Raw genomic sequence first — 19,042 nt, 5'->3', positions numbered from 1 at the left:
AAATGAATCCACGACTACTACTTTTTATCGCCTTTCTTCTTTTGCAAACTCAGGCTTTTGCGCAAGCAACTATCCAAGGAAAAGTTCTCGATGAAAAAGGTGTACCCCTGCCAGGAGCCAATATCCAGATCAAAGGAAGCTATGACGGAGGTACTAGTGACCAAGATGGAAGTTATCAGTTCAAAACTTCTGAAATGGAGGCTCAAGTTTTGGTTTTCAAATTTCTTGGCTTCAAAACAGAAGAACTTGCGATTACTGTTGCGCAAGGTTCCAATGAAATTCAGCCGATCGAATTAATCGAGGCAATCACCGAAATGAACGCCGTGACTATCTCTGCCGGATCAATGGAAGCTTCCGATGCAAGCAAATCTGTGATCCTTAAGCCTCTCGACATCGTGACTACTCCAAGTGCGATGGGCGATATCATGGGGGCATTTCAGACACTTCCAGGCACAAGTACCGTGGGAAATGATGGGAGATTGTTTGTTCGTGGTGGAGATGCGAGTGAAGTGGGAATCTACATAGATGGAATGCGGGTAGGAAATGCCTACGGAACTACTGCCGGAAATGTACCGACCCGAACCCGATTCAACCCAAACCTATTTAAAGGAACATTCTTCAGCACCGGAGGCTATTCAGCTGAATACGGGCAGGCACTTTCCTCAGCCCTAGCTTTAAATACAAAAGACCTCTCAAAAAGAAGCCAAGGAGACCTAAGCTTGATGACTATCGGCGGAGGGTATTCTCATACGCTTGCTAATGATAAGCAAAGCATCACCGCAAGTGCCAACTACTTCAATCTTGGTCCATACCAAGGAATGATCAAGCAAGATGTTGATTTTGAAAAAGCTCCAAATGGCTGGGATGTAGAAGTCGCTGCACAAAAGAAAACCGGAGAAAATGGACTGCTTAAAGTAATGGCAAGAACTGAGTCAGGCGGAATGAGCCTCTGGCAGCCACTTCCTGGAATTGAAAAGCGGGTTTTGGTGGATCTAAAAAATAACTACAGCTATGCTCAGGCAAATTGGAGAACAACATTGAAAAATGACTGGATGATTTTTACAGGAATATCCTATTCTAATAATTTTGACAAGATCGCCTATGATAGCTTAATCATCGAGCGCAAGAGTGAATTAGCTCATATAAAAGCAACTGCCATCAAGGACTTTTCCGATCGGCTTTCTGCAAAATTCGGTGTTGAGCATTTCATCCATCCCTATTCTGAAAAGCTGGTTGCTGAAGGTTGGAAAAGAGATTTTGATGATCGTGAAACTTATCTTTTTACTGAGTGGGATTTCTATCTGAACAAGGACCTCGTTCTTAGGGGAGGTTTGAGAGGTGGTGCAAGCTCAGTATCTAGTGAGAAATGGTTGGACCCAAGATTCTCTATAGCCTATCAGTTAGCGGATAAAGGTCAACTTTCCTTCGCTGCTGGCAGCTTTCATCAATTGCCTGCTGAGAACTTCCGTGTGTTGAATACCAATCTAGAAAATTCCGAATCAAATCACTTGATTTTAAACTACCTGTTTTCCAAAGAAGGCTTCACATTCAGAGCAGAAACATTTTACAAATCATACGATCAGCTGGTAACATTTGAAGGATTGCCTGACGATCCAAAAGAATTAAAAAATGATGGATCTGGCTACGCCAAAGGAATTGATTTCTTTTTCAGAGATCGTGAGACTTTCCGAAATACGGACTACTGGATCACCTACAGCTTTGTGGATAGCAAAAGAAGCTTCAATCAATATGAAACCCAAGTTCAGCCAAGTTTCGCACCAAAGCATAATATCTCTGCAGTTATGAAGCATTTTATCGCTCCCCTCAAATCCCAGATCGGAGCCTCATTAGCCTTCAATGATGGCTACAGCTATACCAACCCAAACTTGGATGACTCAGAAATGAACTCCAAAACCAAAAGCTTTCAAAACCTAAGCTTGTCTTGGAGCTACTTACCAAAGCCGAACATCATTATTCATATGGCTTGCTCCAATGTATTGGGCAGAGACAATGTCTTCGGATATACCTACAGTCCAAAAACGAATTCCCAAGGTGTATTTGAATTCATTCCTCAAGGCCAAGTCGCTCCGAGATTCCTATTCTTAGGAGTTTTCCTCACTCTTTCAAAAGACAAAACAGCAAATAATCTAAACAATCTTTAATCCATAAAATCATGAAAAAGTCAATCTTAACCATCGCTCTTTCCTTTATTTTAATCGCTTTAGCACAAGCATCTGATCCAGCTTTCATAGCTGCTATGCAAAAGCAACTTGCGGCAAAAGCAACTATTGAAACCTTTGAACAATCCCAAGAAGTCACCAATGGATTTATGAGAATAGCTGATGCGACAGAAACAGAATGGCTCCCTTTTTATTATGGGGCTTTATTGAAAACAGAAGCAGCTTTTCGATTCGATATTGACAAAGATAAAATCTTAGACGAAGCCCTAGAATTAGTCAATAAAGCAGACAAATTAGCTCCAGGAAACTCCGAAATCACGGCACTTATAGGATATGTTTTGATTGGAAAAATATCTTTGGACCCTGCAAGCCGTGGTCAGTCCATGAGCCCAGAGGCAATGCAGCTGTTAGGAAAAGCCATTAACCTAGACCGTGAAAACCCGAGAGCAGTTTCTTTGATGTCACAAATGGAACTAGGCATGTCTCAGTTCTTTGGCACAGGACCAGAAAAAGCATGTGGAATGGCAAGAATGAGCTTGGAGCTTTACAAAAAAGAACAGACAAAAATCACAGAAGATTATATACTACCTACTTGGGGAAAAACCCAAGCTGATCAGGTAGCATCTAAATGCAATTAATACGCATCCACAAAGGGAAGTTCCTAACTTTCGCGTCAGAGAGAAAGGAATTGCCTCTTTTTAATTAATTTCCCAATATGCCAAAAGTTAACCAAACAGGTACTTACAAATCTAACGGTGGAATATTGAGCACCATTCCTAAGTTCATAATCATCAACCTAGGAATTGTGACGATTCTTATGTTGTATTTCTGCCCTAGATGCTTTTTAAGTTGGGAAGGAATCAAGAGTCTCGCACCAGATTTCATTTTCTCACTAGCTATCACCATTGCGATGAGTTATGGCGGCAATGCAGTGGAGGACTTTTACGATAAACGAATCTCATGGATTCATCATCCGGCTAAGAGATTTCTATTGACAAGCGGTACATATATGAGCTATGCTTTTATCGTATCATTTAGCTTAGTTTTTATGTATTCGTTTGTCAAAGGAAATTTTACTCTAAACAATATTCCGTATAAGCTACTATTCGAATATTCCCTAATGCCAATGGGAATAGCATTGGGGTTTATGGCTTTGTTTACTACACGATCTTGGCTGTTGGAATGGAGAAAGTCAGCACTTGAGGCCGAGATTCTTCGCAACGAAAAATTAGTAAGTCAATATCAGTCTCTCAAGGATCAATTGAACCCCCACTTTTTATTCAATTCCCTTAATGTGCTTTCCAGTCTAGTCTATGAAAATGCAGACAAATCTGCAGCTTTCATTCAGAAGCTATCCCGAATATATCGCTACGTATTGGAGGCACAAAAAGAGGAATTAATCGAGCTGGAAAAGGAAGAGAGTTTTGCCAGAAATTATCTGGAACTTCAGAAAATTAGATTTGAAGAAAGCTTACAGTTTTCTATAGATATAGAAAATCAAAATGGGTATATACCACCACTTTCTCTCCAACTCCTATTGGAAAATGCAATCAAACATAATATTGTGAGCCAAAGTGAACCACTGTTTATCCACATCTACAGAAAGGATGATGATTTATGGATTAGTAATACTTTTCAGCCTAAGTCTAGCCAAACTGAACCATCGACAGGAATAGGATTGAATAATATCAGAATGAGATATCAACTACTTTCTGAAAGAAATATGGAAGTAATTGAGACGGAAGATGAGTTCTTGGTCAAACTGCCAATTTTAGAGTTATCCACATGAGAATCGTTATTATAGAAGACGAAAAACCAGCTGCTAATCTGCTTAGAATGCAAATAAAGAGGCATTTTCCAGATGCTGAAATAATTAATAATTTAGACAGCGTCTCTAATTCTGTTCGATGGTTTCAACAAAATAATCAGCCAGATTTAATATTCAGCGATATACAACTAGCAGATGGAATCAGCTTTTCCATTTTTGAAAAAATAAGTTTATCCACACCAATTATTTTCACTACAGCATTCGATCAATATGCCATCAAAGCTTTTCAAGTAAACGCTATCGACTACCTTTTGAAGCCAATTGATCCGAATGATTTGGCTAGAGCTGTGGATAAGTTCAAAAGCAACCAAATCCGATCATCCATAGAATTGGATGTCTTGAAAACTCTACTTAATCCAACAAAATCAACCTACAAATCCCGGTTTTTGGTACGCTTTGGAGAGAAGATTCAAAGTATTCCAGTGGATGATATTTTGTATTTTAACAGTGAAGAACGGATAACCTTTTTGCATACACTTGATGGAAAAAAGTACGTGCTAGAAAGCACTTTGGAACAAACGGAATCCCAGGTAGACCCAGTAAAATTCTTTCGGCTAAACCGAAAATACTTGAGCAGCCTAAATGGGATAGATGGAATTTTCTCCTATTCCAATAGTCGTTTGAAAGTGACTTTGAAAAATTGCCGGGATCAGGATATTTTAATCAGCCGTGAAAAAGTATCGGATTTCAAAAGCTGGCTCGATCAATAATTTAGATAAATCGAATTTCTAATGTATTTTTTGAATGATGAATAAAGGCACAGATTACGAACGAAAGCAGGAAGAACTCACTTGGCTCGAAAATCTCCAGCGGAATAGCTGGGAACCAGAGGTGATAATATCAGGTATAACACTTGCATTTTTGTTTGTCTTCCCAGCGAAAATATATGAGTTCTCTGTTTACCTTATTCAAGAAGTTGGTGTGGGGTATCTTCCGAGTTTGTTGATACTTTTTTATCTGACCACGGTTGTTTCAGTTTTTAAGATATTTTTCGTGGTGCACCTTTGTCTTCGATTTGTGTGGGCAGGACTCTTAGGGCTTAGTTATGCATTTCCAGAAGGTGTCATCAATAAAAACCTTTTCAAAATGGCTCAGGACTATGAATATCAAAAGCCAGCAGATATGGTGCTCAGGTTAGAAAAAGTCTGCAGTATGACATTCGCCTATCCAGTTTCACTAGTGTTGGTTTTCCTGACTTTTACAGTCTATCTAGGATTATTGATTGGTATTTACGTCTGGTTCGATCTCAATTTTTTTATCATATATGTGATTTTCATGGTGAGTATGATTGGTTTCATGGCATTGACGTTTGCCAAAAAGAAAACTAAACTCAAAACATGGTATACTCAAAGTATGTTAAACTCTATTTCAGCCATATATCAAAGTAACATCGGTAAATGGCTAGCTGTAGTTTACGCTTTTTTGATTTTTGCTTTCTCTACTCCTATTATTATTTCTGATACTCAAGACTTCACTACTTTTAGTAATGATCGGGGATTAATTGAAAAGGAATTGGAGTGGTCAGCCAAGTATCTGCATTATGAAACAGAACACGATTTCAATACAAGGTATCCAAGAAGCTTTATCCCATCCGAAGAAATCAGTGACGACTATCTGAGATTAGGCATTGCCAGATATGAGGGAGATGGAAAAATAATTGAACAATTGAATACAGATTTTGCTAAAGAGTTAGATTCTCTGGGATGGAAAACCCTTGAAGAAACTGCAGACCTTCACCGGGTTTATATAGATGAAGAATTGGTTAAAATAGATTCTTGGTCGAAACATAGAATCGGAACCACTAAGCAAAAAATATATCAAACAGGAATAGATATCTCAAATCTTGAAAATGGTACCCATTCGCTTAGGGTGCAAAAACTGCTATTAGAATATGGATTTGTGGATAATGAGCCTACTCTGATTATTTTAAACCAATGGGATCAGTTTCAATTTGTTAAACGGTAAGTTTTTTTGTACCGAAATAGTTAATTTAAAAAGCACTCCGGTTCATCATTCATGAAAAAACTTACATTACTTAATTTTTTCTTCTTGAATAATGCGTCTAAGAAGAATTTGTGAGATCTAAGAATAAAAAATTCATAAAAAAAGCGAGACTATTCAGTCTCGCTTTTTACTTGTAGTTCGATTTCCTCTCCAGATTCATCTAAGAATCTGTATTCCGTCACGGGTAGGGAAGAATCTTTGATCAGTTTTATCCACTTATTATACTTGAAAAACCACTTCACTCTTCGGCTAATTATGCCGGTAGTAAAGTATGCGTGCAGGTAGGGATGCAGCCCAATTTGTATTTTACTCACATTCTGGATAGTAGCAATATGATCTACGTCTTTTTCTAGCTTATCAGCTATCAAGATGGACGCTTGTATTTTGCCGGTGCCGTTGCATGCCGGGCAAGTCTCTTTGGTCACAATATTGACCTCAGGCCTTACTCGCTGTCTGGTGATCTGCATGAGCCCAAATTTGCTCAGAGGCAAAACAGTATGCTTAGACCTGTCAAACTTAAGCTCGTTATTCATCGCTTCGTAGATGGCCTTTTTATTCTCGGCCTTCTTCATGTCGATAAAATCGACCACGATGATTCCTCCCATATCCCGGAGGCGGAGCTGTCTGCCAATTTCTTTAGCAGCAACCAGATTGGTTTTTAATGCCGTTGATTCCTGGTCACTTTCCTGGTTGGACTTATTACCACTGTTCACGTCAATGACGTGCAGGGCTTCTGTATGCTCGATGATCACATACCCTCCTTGCGGAAGGCTGACCGTCTGTCCAAACAGGCTTTTGATCTGCTTTTCTATTCCAAAATTTTCAAAGAGCTTAGCTTTACCAGTGTAAAGCTTTACAATTTTTTCTTTTTCAGGAGCTATGTTCCTGATGTAGGATCTGATCTGATCGTAAGTTGATTCTTCTTCTACGGTGATTGCGTCGAATGATTCGTTGAGCAGGTCTCTCACGAGTGAGGAAGCCATGCTCATCTCTCCAATTATTTTGTCGCGACTCTTGGCTTTCAGCAATTTACCCATGCCTTCTTCCCAGCTATTGAGAAGATTTCGAAGGTCTTTATCTAAGTCACTAACGGACTGACCTTCTGCCACTGTACGGATAATTACTCCGAAATTGGCGGGCTTGATAGAATTGATGAGTCTCAGGAGACGTCTTCTTTCCTCGTTGCTTCGGATCTTCTTAGATACGTTGACCGAATCAGAAAAAGGAACTAGCACTAGGTAGCGACCTGGTAGAGAGAGCTCACAGGATAGTCGAGGCCCCTTCGTAGAGATGGGTTCTTTGACGACCTGAACTAAAATCTGTTGATTTTTGGACAGAGGACCGGAGATTTTTCCAATCTTGTCGATTTCAAGTTCGTTTTCAAAACCCTTCAAATTATAATTGCCGTAGTTATTGTTGCGCACCATTTTGGTGAACTTCGTCAGGCTGTTGAAATTTGCCCCGAGGTCCTGGTAATGAAGAAAGGCGTCTTTCTCATAACCTACGTCAATGAAGGCTGCGTTGAGCCCATTGACGATTTTGCGGACCGTACCGAGATAAATATCTCCAACTTTAAACTGATTGTCCATTCCTTCGGAATGCAACTCAACCAGGCTCTTGTCTTGAAGGAGAGCAATTCGACTTCCGTTTTGAGCAGAATCGATTAACAATTCCGTACTCAAAATCTCGTCTTATTATACTATGTAAATGAACGTTTACTCAAATGACAATAAGAAGAAGTGTATTACTTCTTCTTATGTCTGTTTTTTCTTAGTCTCTTCTTACGCTTGTGCGTAGCGATCTTATGTCTTTTTCTTTTCTTTCCGCAAGGCATAGTCTTTGGATTTAGTAGTGTACAAATAATTTATAGCTTTTCGAGATAGCCTTCGATGCTTCCAAGGATCATCTCATCCTCAGTCATCGTTTTCACTTTCTCGAAATGAGCTTTCGCTTTGTTGTTTTGTTTGGCTTCGAAATAACTCACGCCTAAGTAAAACTGCCCCTGAAGGTTGTCCGGGTGATATTGGATCAATTCTTCGAATCTTTCAATGGCACGCTTATACTGGCCTGACTGCATAGATAGAACGCCCATATTGAACAACCCGTCCTCATTTTGCGGATCCTGCTCCAAGATTTCTCTTAGCATCGTGATTCCTTGCATTGGGTTGGACGAGGACACATAAGTCATCGCTACCTTAGTTTTCAAATCCAAACGGGTGGGATCATTATCCAACACCATTGTTAAATACTTTCGGGTCTGCTCGGCAGTGGAATTTACTTTCTCTGGATCAAGCGCAAAGCTGAATGCCTCATAATAGGCGTTTCCAGCTTTTTCTGCTAATTCCATGTTTGACTGCTGATCCGCTGCCAAACTTAGATAATATCCTGCACTATCGTACTTCCCAAGTTCCTGATAAATCGCAGCGAGTTCCTCAGTGGAAGATTTCAACTTCTCCTTGGAAGAGTTTTCAGCGATCTGAAGTTTCAGTGTATTTATCTGAACTCTCTGATCAGGACTTAACTCAGTCTCATGCATCGCTACCGGATCAGTGGATGAAGTGGAAGCAGGTGGGTTTTCCTGAGAAACTCCATCTGCTTTACTTTCATTGTCCACGACCACACTAGGAAGAGCATACAGTCCTCCGACTGCTATGACTCCTATTGCGATTAGTATGATCTGAGATCTTTTCATGTCAAAAGCTCTCCTGACTTAGTCCTGAGGCGCTAATTCTTTGATTTTTTTACTGTTCTTAATCTTCTCTACAAAAACCTTTGATGGCTTGAAAGCCGGAATGTAATGCTCGTCGATGACGATAGCTGTGTTTTTGGAGATGTTTCGGGCGATTTTTTTAGCTCTCTTCTTATTGATGAAGCTACCAAATCCTCTCACGTAGATATTGTCTCCTTCGGACATTGAATCCTTCACTACTTTGAAGAACGCCTCAATGGCTTGTGTAACATCATCCTTTTGGATACCTGTTTTGTCCGAAATCTTAGTGATTACTTCTGCTTTAGTCACTGTAATATTAATTTAGAAATTACGAAATAAGCTTAACAACCTATTAACCAAGTGTTTTTGGGACTGCAAATGTAAGACAACCATTGTAATTAAAAAACATATTCATAAAAATTAGCTTGATTTGTATGATAGATTAATATTGACTATGGTCCACAAAACCTCTGAATATCAGGCTTTTTCGCATCAAATACTAACTTGGTATAAGGAAAATCCAAGAGATTTACCTTGGAGAGAAACCCTTGATCCATATAAAATTTGGCTCTCAGAAATCATTCTTCAGCAGACTCGAGTGGCTCAGGGGTTACCTTATTATTATACTTTTGTGGAGAACTTTCCAACTGTAAAGGATCTTGCCTTGGCGACGGAAGAAGAAGTTCTTAGGCTATGGCAAGGACTAGGTTATTATAGCCGGGCGAGAAATCTTCATGCTTGCGCAAAAAGTATTTGGTTTGATATGGGTGGAGAATTTCCAAAAACCTATGATGAACTCTTAAAACTAAAAGGAGTTGGTAGCTATACCGCTTCTGCGATTGCCAGTTTTGCTTATGGAGAGGTTAAAGCAGTAGTAGATGGTAACGTTTTTCGAGTGCTCGCACGCTATTTTGGAATCGAGACAGACATCGCCGGCTCAAAGGCTAAAAAAGAATTTGAACACCTAGCCAATCAAATCATCCCAAAAGATCAACCAGCGGATTTTAATCAAGCAATGATGGATTTCGGTGCACGAAAATGCACCCCCAAAAATCCAGGTTGCGAGACTTGTCCTCTAAGCAACTCCTGCTTTGCATACCTATATAATATGGTGTCCGAACTTCCACTGAAGACCAATAAGGTAAAAATCAGGGAGCGACATTTTCATTATTATGTAATTAAGTGTGGTGAAAAATGGGTGTGGAAAAAAAGAACATCAGGAGATATCTGGGAAGGACTTTTTGATTTTCCTCAGATAGAATTCAGTGAAGGTAAAGAATATGTGCAGATGGAAATACCCTCCAGCTCGGAAAAAGAAACACTTCATTTACCAAAAAAATACCGACACATTCTGTCACACCAGCGATTAAATGCTATTTTCTCTGAAGTGGAAATCAAAGAAGAAAATAGGGAGGAACTGGAAAACTGGTGCGAAAATGAGGGGTTTGTGTTGGTAGCAGAAGAAAAGATTGAATATTTGGCTAAGCCAAAGTTGATTGTTAATTTTTTGAACGATCAAGGGATTTGAGTACCTTCAACTATTAGACTTTTTTAACCTTAAATTAAAACTAATTATGGCAGGAGTAAATAAAGTAATCCTAGTAGGAAATCTTGGTGCAGATCCAGAAGTAAAGTATTTAGAAGGTGATAATGCAGTTGCGAACGTTAGTCTGGCAACCACTGAAGCTTATAAAAACCGGAATGGCGAAAGAGTAGAACAAACAGAATGGCATGACCTTGAAATGTGGGGAGCACAGGCGAAAATAGCCGAGCAATACCTTAAAAAAGGAAGCCAGATTTACGTAGAAGGAAAAATCAAAACAGACAAATGGCAAGATGAGCAAGGACAAAATCGCTATCGAACCAAAATTAGAGTATTGAGTTTTACCATGCTCGGTGCTAGGCCAGATGGAGCACCAAATTCCGGAGCACCTCAACAATCCGCACAGCAAAGGCCCGCATCATCAGCGCCCACTTCTGCGCCTAAAGCACAGGAAATGGTTTCAGATACAGAAGATGACGATCTGCCGTTTTAATAATTTATTCCCCTGGAGACAATTTTCAGGGGAATGTTTTAATTTTGCATTAACCATTGCGGTTTAATACATGGACGATCCCTACCCGAGTTACCATTTACTAGCTCAGATAAGCATACCCTCGGTTAGCTACCTGATTGTAAATGGACTTATTTTTATAGTACTTTTAATAGGCTCTGCCCTAGTTTCTGGATCAGAGGTAGCATTTTTTTCCCTAAGCAACGAAGACTTGTTAAATCTGGAAGAGGAAAATACACCTCGAGGGAAAAAAGTTTTGAGCTTAGTTGAATCCCCGAACAAACTGCTTAGCACTATACTTATCCTGAACAACCTTATCAATATTGGGATAGTTACGCTGACCACATTTGTAGCTTGGACGATCTTTGGGAAAAATGCCACTGGAATTATCGTCATTCTGATACAGACCATCGGAGTAACTTTCGCGATTGTATTTTTCGGAGAGATTGTACCGAAGGTATATGCTAACAAAGCGAAAGTTAGTTTTAGTTTGATAATGGCGCCAAGCATCAGCTTTTTTTCCTCAGTGCTAAAACCGTTTTCCAATTTTTTGATGGCATTTAGCAGCTTACTGGAAAGACGAATTGAAAGGAAGGGTTATTCACTCTCTGTGAATGAGCTAAATCAAGCCTTGGATTTGTCCACAGAGGATGCTCCAAATGAAGAGCGGGAGATCTTACGTGGCATAGTAAACTTCGGTACGCTCACAGTAAAGCAGGTCATGCAAAGTCGCATGGATATTACTGCTATCGACATGGAAATAGATTTTCATGAATTGATGGATAAAATCAATAAAAGCGGCTATTCCAGAATACCAGTGTATGAAGAGACCATTGACAATATTCAGGGCATTCTTTATATCAAGGATTTGCTGCCATTCATTGAGCGTGACGAGGATTTCAAGTGGAATGAGTTGATCCGAAAAAGCTTCTTTGTTCCAGAGAACAAGAAGGTAGATACCTTGCTAAAGGATTTCCAGCTTAAGCGTGTTCACATGGCAATTGTAGTGGATGAGTACGGGGGAACTTCAGGGTTGGTCACTTTGGAAGATCTGATTGAGGAAATAATTGGTGAAATCAACGATGAGTTTGATGATCACGATGATATTTTCTTCCAGGAATTGGATCCAGCTACCTTTATTTTTGAAGGGAAAGTATCGCTCAACGATTTTTGCAAAAAGCTCGACTTGGATTCTCAGGTATTCGAAGACGTAAAGGGAGAAAGTGAATCACTAGGTGGATTGCTTTTGGAGTTAAATTCCAAATTGCCAAAAAACGGGACGAAGATAAAATTCGAAGATTTCGAGTTTACTATCCTAGCCGTAGATGCGCGTAAAATTAAGAAGATCAAAGTTCATTTAAATTCTCTTGACAAGGACGGCCTTGGTCCTCATACAGACTGATGTAGAGAGTATTATAAAATTTTTGATTTTTGCATTTTTGCCAAATATTATTTTAATGTACTTTTTGCAGGGAATGCATTCTAGGAGTCTCTAGTAATTTATACGAAAAATAATTTTATATTTTTTTTAAGATTTATTTAGTATCCTACTACGTTATATTTTTCTCAGTTTTTTATGAATTTGCTTGAAAAAGCATCCTAATTATTCAATAACTGTTAAAATATTAGCCTCAGATTAAATTTTTTATACCAAAAAGTTAATTACCAAAAAATCAAAAAAGTCAATTTCCATAAAAAATAAGGCACTAAAGCAGCCGTTTTGTTGCCGTAATTTTAATAGGACAATTTTTTTCTGTAATTTTTGGAAATTTTGAACCTAATAAATTCTATAAAAATGCAAGAAGGTTTGTATCGATCGGAGTTTGAGCATGACTCCTGCGGTATAGGTGCGGTTGTCGATTTGAGTGCAGTGCCCTCTCATGAGACAATTAGCGATGCCTTATATATGCTGAGCAATATGGAGCACCGTGGAGGACGTGGAGCTGATCCCAAGTCCGGTGATGGTGCCGGTATCCTGATTCAGGTACCTCATCAATTCCTTAAGGATATAACCGCCCGTACTGAAGTCAATTTACCAGAAGCTGGGTCTTATGGCGTAGGGATGACCTTTTTCCCGAAAAATAAGCAACTCTTCCATAAATCAAAAGAACTGCTAAATCAGCTGATCGAAGAATTGGATTTCGAGCTGATAGGCTATAGATCTGTACCTGTAGATGAGACAGTGCCAGGCTCAGCAGCATTGGAAGTAATGCCAAATATTGAGCAGTTATTTGTCAAGCATAAAAAAGGACTTACCGGCATTGAGCTTGAGCGCAAGCTATACGTACTTAGAAACTATTCAACTTCAGAAATCAATACGAAGATTCCTGGCGTCAATCAGTCATTCTATTTTGCCAGCCTAAGTAGCCAGACACTTATATATAAAGGTCAGTTGAGAACCGATCAGGTTTTGGCTTTCTATAAAGATCTTCAGAATCCAAGAATTGGGTCTGCATTTGCCATTGTCCATTCCCGTTTTTCTACCAACACATTTCCGAACTGGAGACTGGCGCAGCCATTCCGTTTTCTTTCCCACAATGGTGAGATTAACACGATCAAAGGGAATTTGAACAAAATGAAATCTAAGGAAAACCTCATGAAATCGAAATATTTCACTGATGAGGAGCTTTCCAGATTGATGCCAATCACCGATAAGCAAAAGTCAGATTCAGCTAATCTAGATGCAATGGTAGAACTACTGACTTTAAGCGGTAGATCTCTTCCACACGCGATGATGATGCTTGTACCGGAAGCGTGGCAGGATAATGAAGTCATGGACCGTGATAGAAAATCCTTCTATAAATTCCATGCATCTCTTGTAGAACCATGGGATGGGCCAGCAGCTTTGCTGTTTACAGATGGAAAATCTGTAGGTGCGACCTTGGATAGAAATGGATTACGACCACTTAGATATTTTATCACAAAGGATAATAGACTTATTCTTTCCTCTGAAGCAGGTGCTCTCCCAATACGTGAGGCTACGATTATCGAAAAGGGAAGGATTAGTCCAGGTAGAATGATATGGGCCGATTTGGAAAAGGGCCGTGTCGTATTTGATGAAGAAGTAAAGGGAGAAATCTGCAGAAAGCAGCCCTATGAGCAGTGGGTTGCAGATCAGCGAATCAAACTTCGTCTTGAGGATGCTCCTAAAACTCTAACTCATCCATATTCTACTGAGAATATTAAAAAACAGCAGACAATATTTGGATATACTTCCGAAGAACTGAAAGTAGTGTTAAGTCCTATGGGAGATACTGCCTATGAAGCTATAGGCTCTATGGGAGCGGATACACCTCTTGCAGTACTATCCAAAGAAAGTCAACATATTTCCAATTACTTCAAACAGTTATTTGCTCAAGTAAGTAATCCTCCAATTGATCCTATCCGTGAGCGATTGGTAATGTCGCTATTCACCCGTCTGGGTGTTGGGCAGAACATCTTGGAAGAAAGTCCAAAGCACACCAGACAGATCCATATTTCCCAGCCAGTTCTTTTAAATGAAGACTTGGAAAAGGTTAAAAACATGGAAGGCCAGGGCTATAGATGTGCTACTTTAACAAGTCTTTTCTTGGCGGATCATAAGCCTGGAAGACTTTTGGAAGCACTCGACAAACTTTGCAATGAAGCAGAAAAGGCGATCTCTGAAGGTAAAAATGTCATTATCATTTCTGATAGAAAGAGCACTGAAGAATATGCTCCGATTCCATCTTTATTGGCTATAGGAGCAGTTCATCATCACTTGGTGAAAAAGAAAATCAGAACAAGTGCAGGCTTAGTCCTTGAATCGGGTGATATCCGCGAAACACACCATTTTGCAACTGCGATTGGTTATGGAGCATCAGCAATCAACCCTTACATGGCATTGGAGTCATTGCTGGATATGTTTGAAAAAGGCGAGTTGCCAAACGCCAAAAATCAGAAGAAATTATTCAATAATTATCAAGCTGCTATAGGAAAAGGGCTGTTGAAAGTTCTTTCTAAAATGGGAATTAGTACCCTTCAGTCTTACCAAAGTGCCCAGATTTTCGAAGCAATTGGCTTAGGTCCTGAGGTAATAGATAGATGCTTCAAGGGAACAATTTCCAGAATTTCCGGAATTTCCTTTGACGAGTTAGCAGAGGAAGTATTAATACGACACAGAGCAGCTTACGAAACGGAAACTCCGATTCTTGAGCAAGGTGGAGTGTATCAATGGAAAAGAAGAGGAGAAAAACACCTATTCAATCCTGAAACTATCCATTTGCTTCAAAAATCTACACGCTTAAATGATTACGGGCTGTACAAAAAATTTGCAGCTAAAATCAATGAGCAAAGTAAAGATGCTCTGACATTAAGAGGCTTATTTGAATTTAAAAAACGAATCACCGTACCAATTGACGAAGTAGAACCTGCATCTGCTATCATGCGCAGATTTGCTACTGGTGCTATGTCGTTTGGCTCGATCTCACACGAAGCTCACTCTACATTGGCGATAGCCATGAACAGGATGGGTGCGAAAAGTAATAGCGGAGAAGGTGGAGAAGACGAGATTCGTTTTGAAAAGAAAGAAAATGGTGATTGGGAGCGCTCAGCTATCAAACAAGTCGCTTCAGGAAGATTCGGTGTAACGAGCAACTATCTGACTAACGCAGCAGAACTTCAAATCAAAATGGCTCAGGGAGCAAAGCCTGGAGAAGGTGGACAGCTTCCTGGACATAAAGTAGATGAGTGGATAGGTAGAGTAAGGCACTCCACTCCGGGAGTGGGATTGATTTCTCCTCCACCACATCACGATATTTATTCTATCGAAGATTTGGCTCAGTTAATATATGATCTGAAGAATGCGAATAGAAAAGCAAGAATTAATACCAAATTGGTATCTCAAGCTGGAGTAGGAACTGTAGCGGCAGGTGTGGCAAAAGCAATGTCTGATGTAATTCTGATCTCAGGAGCAGATGGCGGTACAGGTGCATCTCCGTTGAGTTCTATTCGCCATGCGGGTTTGCCATGGGAGCTAGGCCTTTCTGAAGCACATCAAACTTTGGTAAAGAACAACCTTCGTAGCCGTGTAACACTTCAAACTGATGGACAGCTTAGAACTGGTCGCGATCTTGCCATTGCAACACTATTGGGTGCTGAAGAGTGGGGAATTTCCACTGCGGCCCTGGTAGTAGAAGGTTGTATTATGATGAGAAAGTGCCACCTGAATACTTGTCCAGTGGGTATAGCAACGCAAAATCCTGAATTAAGAAAGTTATTTACTGGGGATCCTGATCACGTGGTGAATTATTTCCAGTTCCTTGTGCAAGATCTAAGAGAGATTATGGCGTCACTTGGATTCCGTACTATTGACGAAATGGTTGGGCAAAGTAATGTCCTTCAATCCACAGGTCACTTGAACCATTGGAAGTGGGATAAAGTGGACTTGAGTCCAATTTTCCACAAAGTGGAAGTTCCAGATCACGTAGGAATTCATAAGCAAATTGATCAGGATTTCGAGCTGAAAAGGGTATTAGACCGTCAGCTGATCAAAGCTGCTCATCCATCATTGGAACAAGCAATGCCTTCTTCCGGCAGTTTCCAGATCAAAAACATTGACAGGACTGTGGGAGCAATGCTTTCCAACGAGATTTCCAAAATATATGGCAGCCCGGGATTACCTGAGGATACGATCAACTTCAAATTCACTGGCTCTGCCGGTCAGACTTTTGGTGGGTTCCTTACCAAAGGCGTCAATTTCGAATTGGAAGGAGAAGCAAATGATTACTTTGGAAAAGGTCTTTCAGGTGGAAAACTGATTATCTACCCAAGTAGAAATGCCAAGTTCGTTCCAGAAGAAAACATCATAATCGGTAACGTAGCATTCTACGGAGCTACTTCTGGAGAAGCATATATTAATGGAAAAGGTGGTGAAAGATTCTGCGTAAGAAACTCTGGCGTTCAAACCGTAGTAGAAGGAATCGGTGATCACGGCTGTGAATATATGACAGGTGGGCTAGTAGTGAACCTTGGAGAAATAGGCAGAAACTTCGCTGCAGGAATGAGTGGTGGGATTGCTTATATTCTAAAAGAATACATCACTGAGATCAATCCTGAATTGGTGGACATAGATATTCTCGAAGAGGAGGATTTCAGCACAATTAAAACTTTCCTGAAAAGACACGTGAAACTTACCAGATCAGGTCTTGCAACTAAATTCTTGGATGATTGGGATAACGCCAAAGAAAAATTCATCAAGGTTATTCCTAGAGATTACAAGGCAGTTTTAGAGAAAAGAGCATTAGAACAATCAAAATCATTGGCGTAAAATGGGAGCAAAAGAAGGATTTATTCAATTCAAAAGAGAAACCCCGGTTACCCGTGACGCGAAAGCTAGAATAGGTGACTACAAGGAAATATATGAGCCATTTGGTGGCGAAAAATTAAATAATCAGGCTGCTAGATGCATGGATTGCGGAGTACCGTTTTGCCATAATGGATGCCCACTTGGTAATGTGATTCCGGATTTCAACGATGCGGTTTACAAAAACGAATGGGAGCAGGCAATAAAAATATTACGGAGCACAAATAATTTCCCAGAGTTCACAGGGAGAATTTGTCCAGCTCCTTGCGAAGCAAGCTGTGTTCTAGGTATCAATAAAGATCCTGTTGCGATCGAATTGATCGAGAAAAACATTGCTGAGAAAGCCTATGAACTGGGCCTGATCAAAGCAAATCCGCCTAAAAGAAGAACTGGGAAATCCGTAGCCGTAGTTGGCTCCGGACCAGCAGGCCTTGCTGCGGCAGATCAGTTGAATCAAGCAGGTCATGAGGTAACACTTTTCGAAAAAGACTCAAAGCCAGGAGGGTTACTTCGATTTGGTATCCCGGATTTCAAACTGGAAAAATGGGTAATAGATCGTCGAATTGAATTCATGAAGCAAGAAGGAGTGATTTTCTCATGTGATACTGAAATCGGCTACAATATTAAGGCAGAAAATATCCTGAAAAACTTCGATGCTGTAGTGCTTTCTACAGGAGCGGGTCAGCCAAGAGGGCTGAATATTAAAGGATCTGACGCAAAAGGAGTTCATTTTGCTATGGAGTTCTTAGGTCATCAAAACAAAGTGGTTTCAGGTGAGATCAAGGAAAATCCAATTTCTGCCAAAGGAAAACATGTCATCGTCATCGGTGGTGGTGATACTGGAAGTGATTGTATTGGTACATCTAATAGGCATGGTGCTGCTTCCATCACACAGTTGGAGCTGCTTCCTAAGCCTCCTCAACAAAGAAATACGTTAAATCCATGGCCAGAATGGCCAATGACACTTCGCACTTCGAGTTCGCATGAAGAAGGTGCTGAACGAATATTTTCTATTCTGACCAAAGAGTTTGTAGTAAATGATGAGGGTCAGGTAACAGGATTAAGTCTTGTTGATCTAGAATGGGTTCACAAAGAAGGTCGAATGGTTTTTGAAGAAATCGCCGGAACGGAACGTACTGTTCAATGTGACCTTGCATTCTTGGCAATCGGATACACCGGTCCTGCTCAAAATGGATTACTTGAAGCTTTCGGTGCTGAAACGATGGAAAACACACTTCCAAAGTCAAAAAACTATCAGAGCACTAATTCCAAAGTATTCCTTGCCGGAGATATGCGTCGTGGGCAATCATTGGTTGTGTGGGCAATATCAGAAGGTAGAGAAGCTGCCGTCAAAGTGGATGAATATCTCATGGGAGAATCTGCACTACCACAGAAAGATGAGTCTTTCTTTCAAGTAGATACGGAAATCGCAGAGTAGAATCTTCGATATACTTACAAAATAAAAATGCATCCCGAATATTCAGGATGCATTTTTATTTTTTTCTTTTTAAGACTAGTTGACGCCTTTTCTCCCTTTTCTAGGATCTCCTTCTATCTGGGCATTGGGCCTGCCTCTTCTACGATCTTCCATTCTTTCAGCTTTAATTTCCGTCCACTTAGTCCTTTGTTCTTCAGTTAACACAGCCTGAATTTTAGCATCCTGTTCTTTTAACTCAGCTCTTTTAGCATCCATTTGTGCTTTTCTAGCTTCCATTTCAGCCTCCTTTTTCATAGCATATTCAAGATTGATATCCAAAATCTGCTTTTTCTGAGCATCCGTTAGTGTAAGAGCCTCAGCCATTCGATCGGTATTTCTTTGAGCCCTTTCTTCCGGACTTGGTCTTTCACCCTCTCTTTTCTGTGCCATTGTGCTTAGGCTAATCATTAACAACAAGCCAGTAGCGAAAATCCATCTCTTCATGCGTTTTGTTTATTTAGTTACGT

General features: G+C 40.1%; 14 protein-coding genes. 10 read left to right on the top strand and 4 right to left on the bottom strand.

The window, feature by feature from the left end; genetic code table 11:
* The first annotated feature begins 2 nt into the window (after positions 1-2).
* From AACZ73_RS03610 to AACZ73_RS03590, 5 genes are all read left to right on the top strand, one after another.
* A complete protein-coding gene (locus tag AACZ73_RS03610) occupies positions 3-2,162 on the top strand; it encodes a TonB-dependent receptor (RefSeq protein ID WP_339875487.1) in 2,160 nt (719 codons plus the stop codon).
* 11 nt (positions 2,163-2,173) lie between these two features.
* Positions 2,174-2,818: a hypothetical protein gene (locus AACZ73_RS03605; RefSeq protein ID WP_339875485.1), complete on the top strand. Its 645-nt coding sequence runs from the start codon at positions 2,174-2,176 to the stop codon at positions 2,816-2,818.
* A 77-nt stretch (positions 2,819-2,895) separates the two neighbouring features.
* Positions 2,896-3,969 carry a histidine kinase gene (locus AACZ73_RS03600; RefSeq protein WP_339875484.1) on the top strand — a complete coding sequence of 358 codons (1,074 nt, stop codon included), beginning with the start codon at positions 2,896-2,898 and terminating at the stop codon, positions 3,967-3,969.
* Positions 3,966-4,718 (top strand): LytTR family DNA-binding domain-containing protein, encoded by a 753-nt coding sequence (locus tag AACZ73_RS03595; RefSeq protein ID WP_339875482.1) that lies wholly within the window; start codon positions 3,966-3,968, stop codon positions 4,716-4,718. The genes AACZ73_RS03600 and AACZ73_RS03595 overlap by 4 nt, the downstream gene beginning before the upstream one ends.
* Positions 4,719-4,755: 37 nt before the next feature.
* Positions 4,756-5,973, top strand: coding sequence for a hypothetical protein (locus tag AACZ73_RS03590; protein WP_339875480.1), 1,218 nt, complete (start codon positions 4,756-4,758; stop codon positions 5,971-5,973).
* 149 nt (positions 5,974-6,122) lie between these two features.
* On the opposite strand, the gene AACZ73_RS03585 is transcribed toward AACZ73_RS03590, so the two are convergent.
* The 3 genes from AACZ73_RS03585 to AACZ73_RS03575 form a co-directional block, all read right to left on the bottom strand.
* Positions 6,123-7,694: an Rne/Rng family ribonuclease gene (locus AACZ73_RS03585; protein ID WP_339875479.1), complete on the bottom strand. Its 1,572-nt coding sequence runs from the start codon at positions 7,692-7,694 to the stop codon at positions 6,123-6,125.
* Positions 7,695-7,876: 182 nt separating this feature from the next.
* A complete protein-coding gene (locus AACZ73_RS03580) occupies positions 7,877-8,704 on the bottom strand; it encodes a tetratricopeptide repeat protein (protein WP_339875477.1) in 828 nt (275 codons plus the stop codon).
* 18 nt (positions 8,705-8,722) lie between these two features.
* A complete protein-coding gene (locus tag AACZ73_RS03575; RefSeq protein ID WP_091696410.1) occupies positions 8,723-9,031 on the bottom strand; it encodes an HU family DNA-binding protein in 309 nt (102 codons plus the stop codon).
* Positions 9,032-9,176: 145 nt separating this feature from the next.
* Between AACZ73_RS03575 and mutY the strand changes: the two genes are divergently transcribed.
* The 5 genes from mutY to AACZ73_RS03550 all read left to right on the top strand — a co-directional run bounded on the left by mutY (position 9,177) and on the right by AACZ73_RS03550 (position 18,536).
* Positions 9,177-10,250, top strand: a complete 1,074-nt coding sequence (mutY, locus tag AACZ73_RS03570) for an A/G-specific adenine glycosylase (RefSeq protein WP_339875475.1) — start codon at positions 9,177-9,179, stop codon at positions 10,248-10,250.
* A 46-nt stretch (positions 10,251-10,296) separates the two neighbouring features.
* Positions 10,297-10,758 (top strand): single-stranded DNA-binding protein, encoded by a 462-nt coding sequence (locus AACZ73_RS03565; protein ID WP_339875473.1) that lies wholly within the window; start codon positions 10,297-10,299, stop codon positions 10,756-10,758.
* Between the two features lie 70 nt (positions 10,759-10,828).
* Positions 10,829-12,178: a gliding motility-associated protein GldE gene (gene gldE, locus AACZ73_RS03560; RefSeq protein WP_339875471.1), complete on the top strand. Its 1,350-nt coding sequence runs from the start codon at positions 10,829-10,831 to the stop codon at positions 12,176-12,178.
* Positions 12,179-12,571: 393 nt separating this feature from the next.
* Positions 12,572-17,062, top strand: coding sequence for a glutamate synthase large subunit (gene gltB / locus AACZ73_RS03555; RefSeq protein WP_339875469.1), 4,491 nt, complete (start codon positions 12,572-12,574; stop codon positions 17,060-17,062).
* A gap of 1 nt (position 17,063) precedes the next feature.
* A complete protein-coding gene (locus tag AACZ73_RS03550; protein ID WP_339875468.1) occupies positions 17,064-18,536 on the top strand; it encodes a glutamate synthase subunit beta in 1,473 nt (490 codons plus the stop codon).
* Between the two features lie 75 nt (positions 18,537-18,611).
* Here the strand turns inward: AACZ73_RS03550 and AACZ73_RS03545 are convergent, their stop codons facing one another.
* Positions 18,612-19,019, bottom strand: coding sequence for a DUF4890 domain-containing protein (locus AACZ73_RS03545; protein WP_339875466.1), 408 nt, complete (start codon positions 19,017-19,019; stop codon positions 18,612-18,614).
* Between the last annotated feature and the right edge of the window lie 23 nt (positions 19,020-19,042).

The sequence above is a fragment of the uncultured Algoriphagus sp. genome (genome assembly GCF_963974835.1).
GTDB lineage: Bacteria > Bacteroidota > Bacteroidia > Cytophagales > Cyclobacteriaceae > Algoriphagus.
Note: the sequence above shows the minus strand (reverse complement) of the source record. Positions and strands in the feature narration are given on the sequence as shown.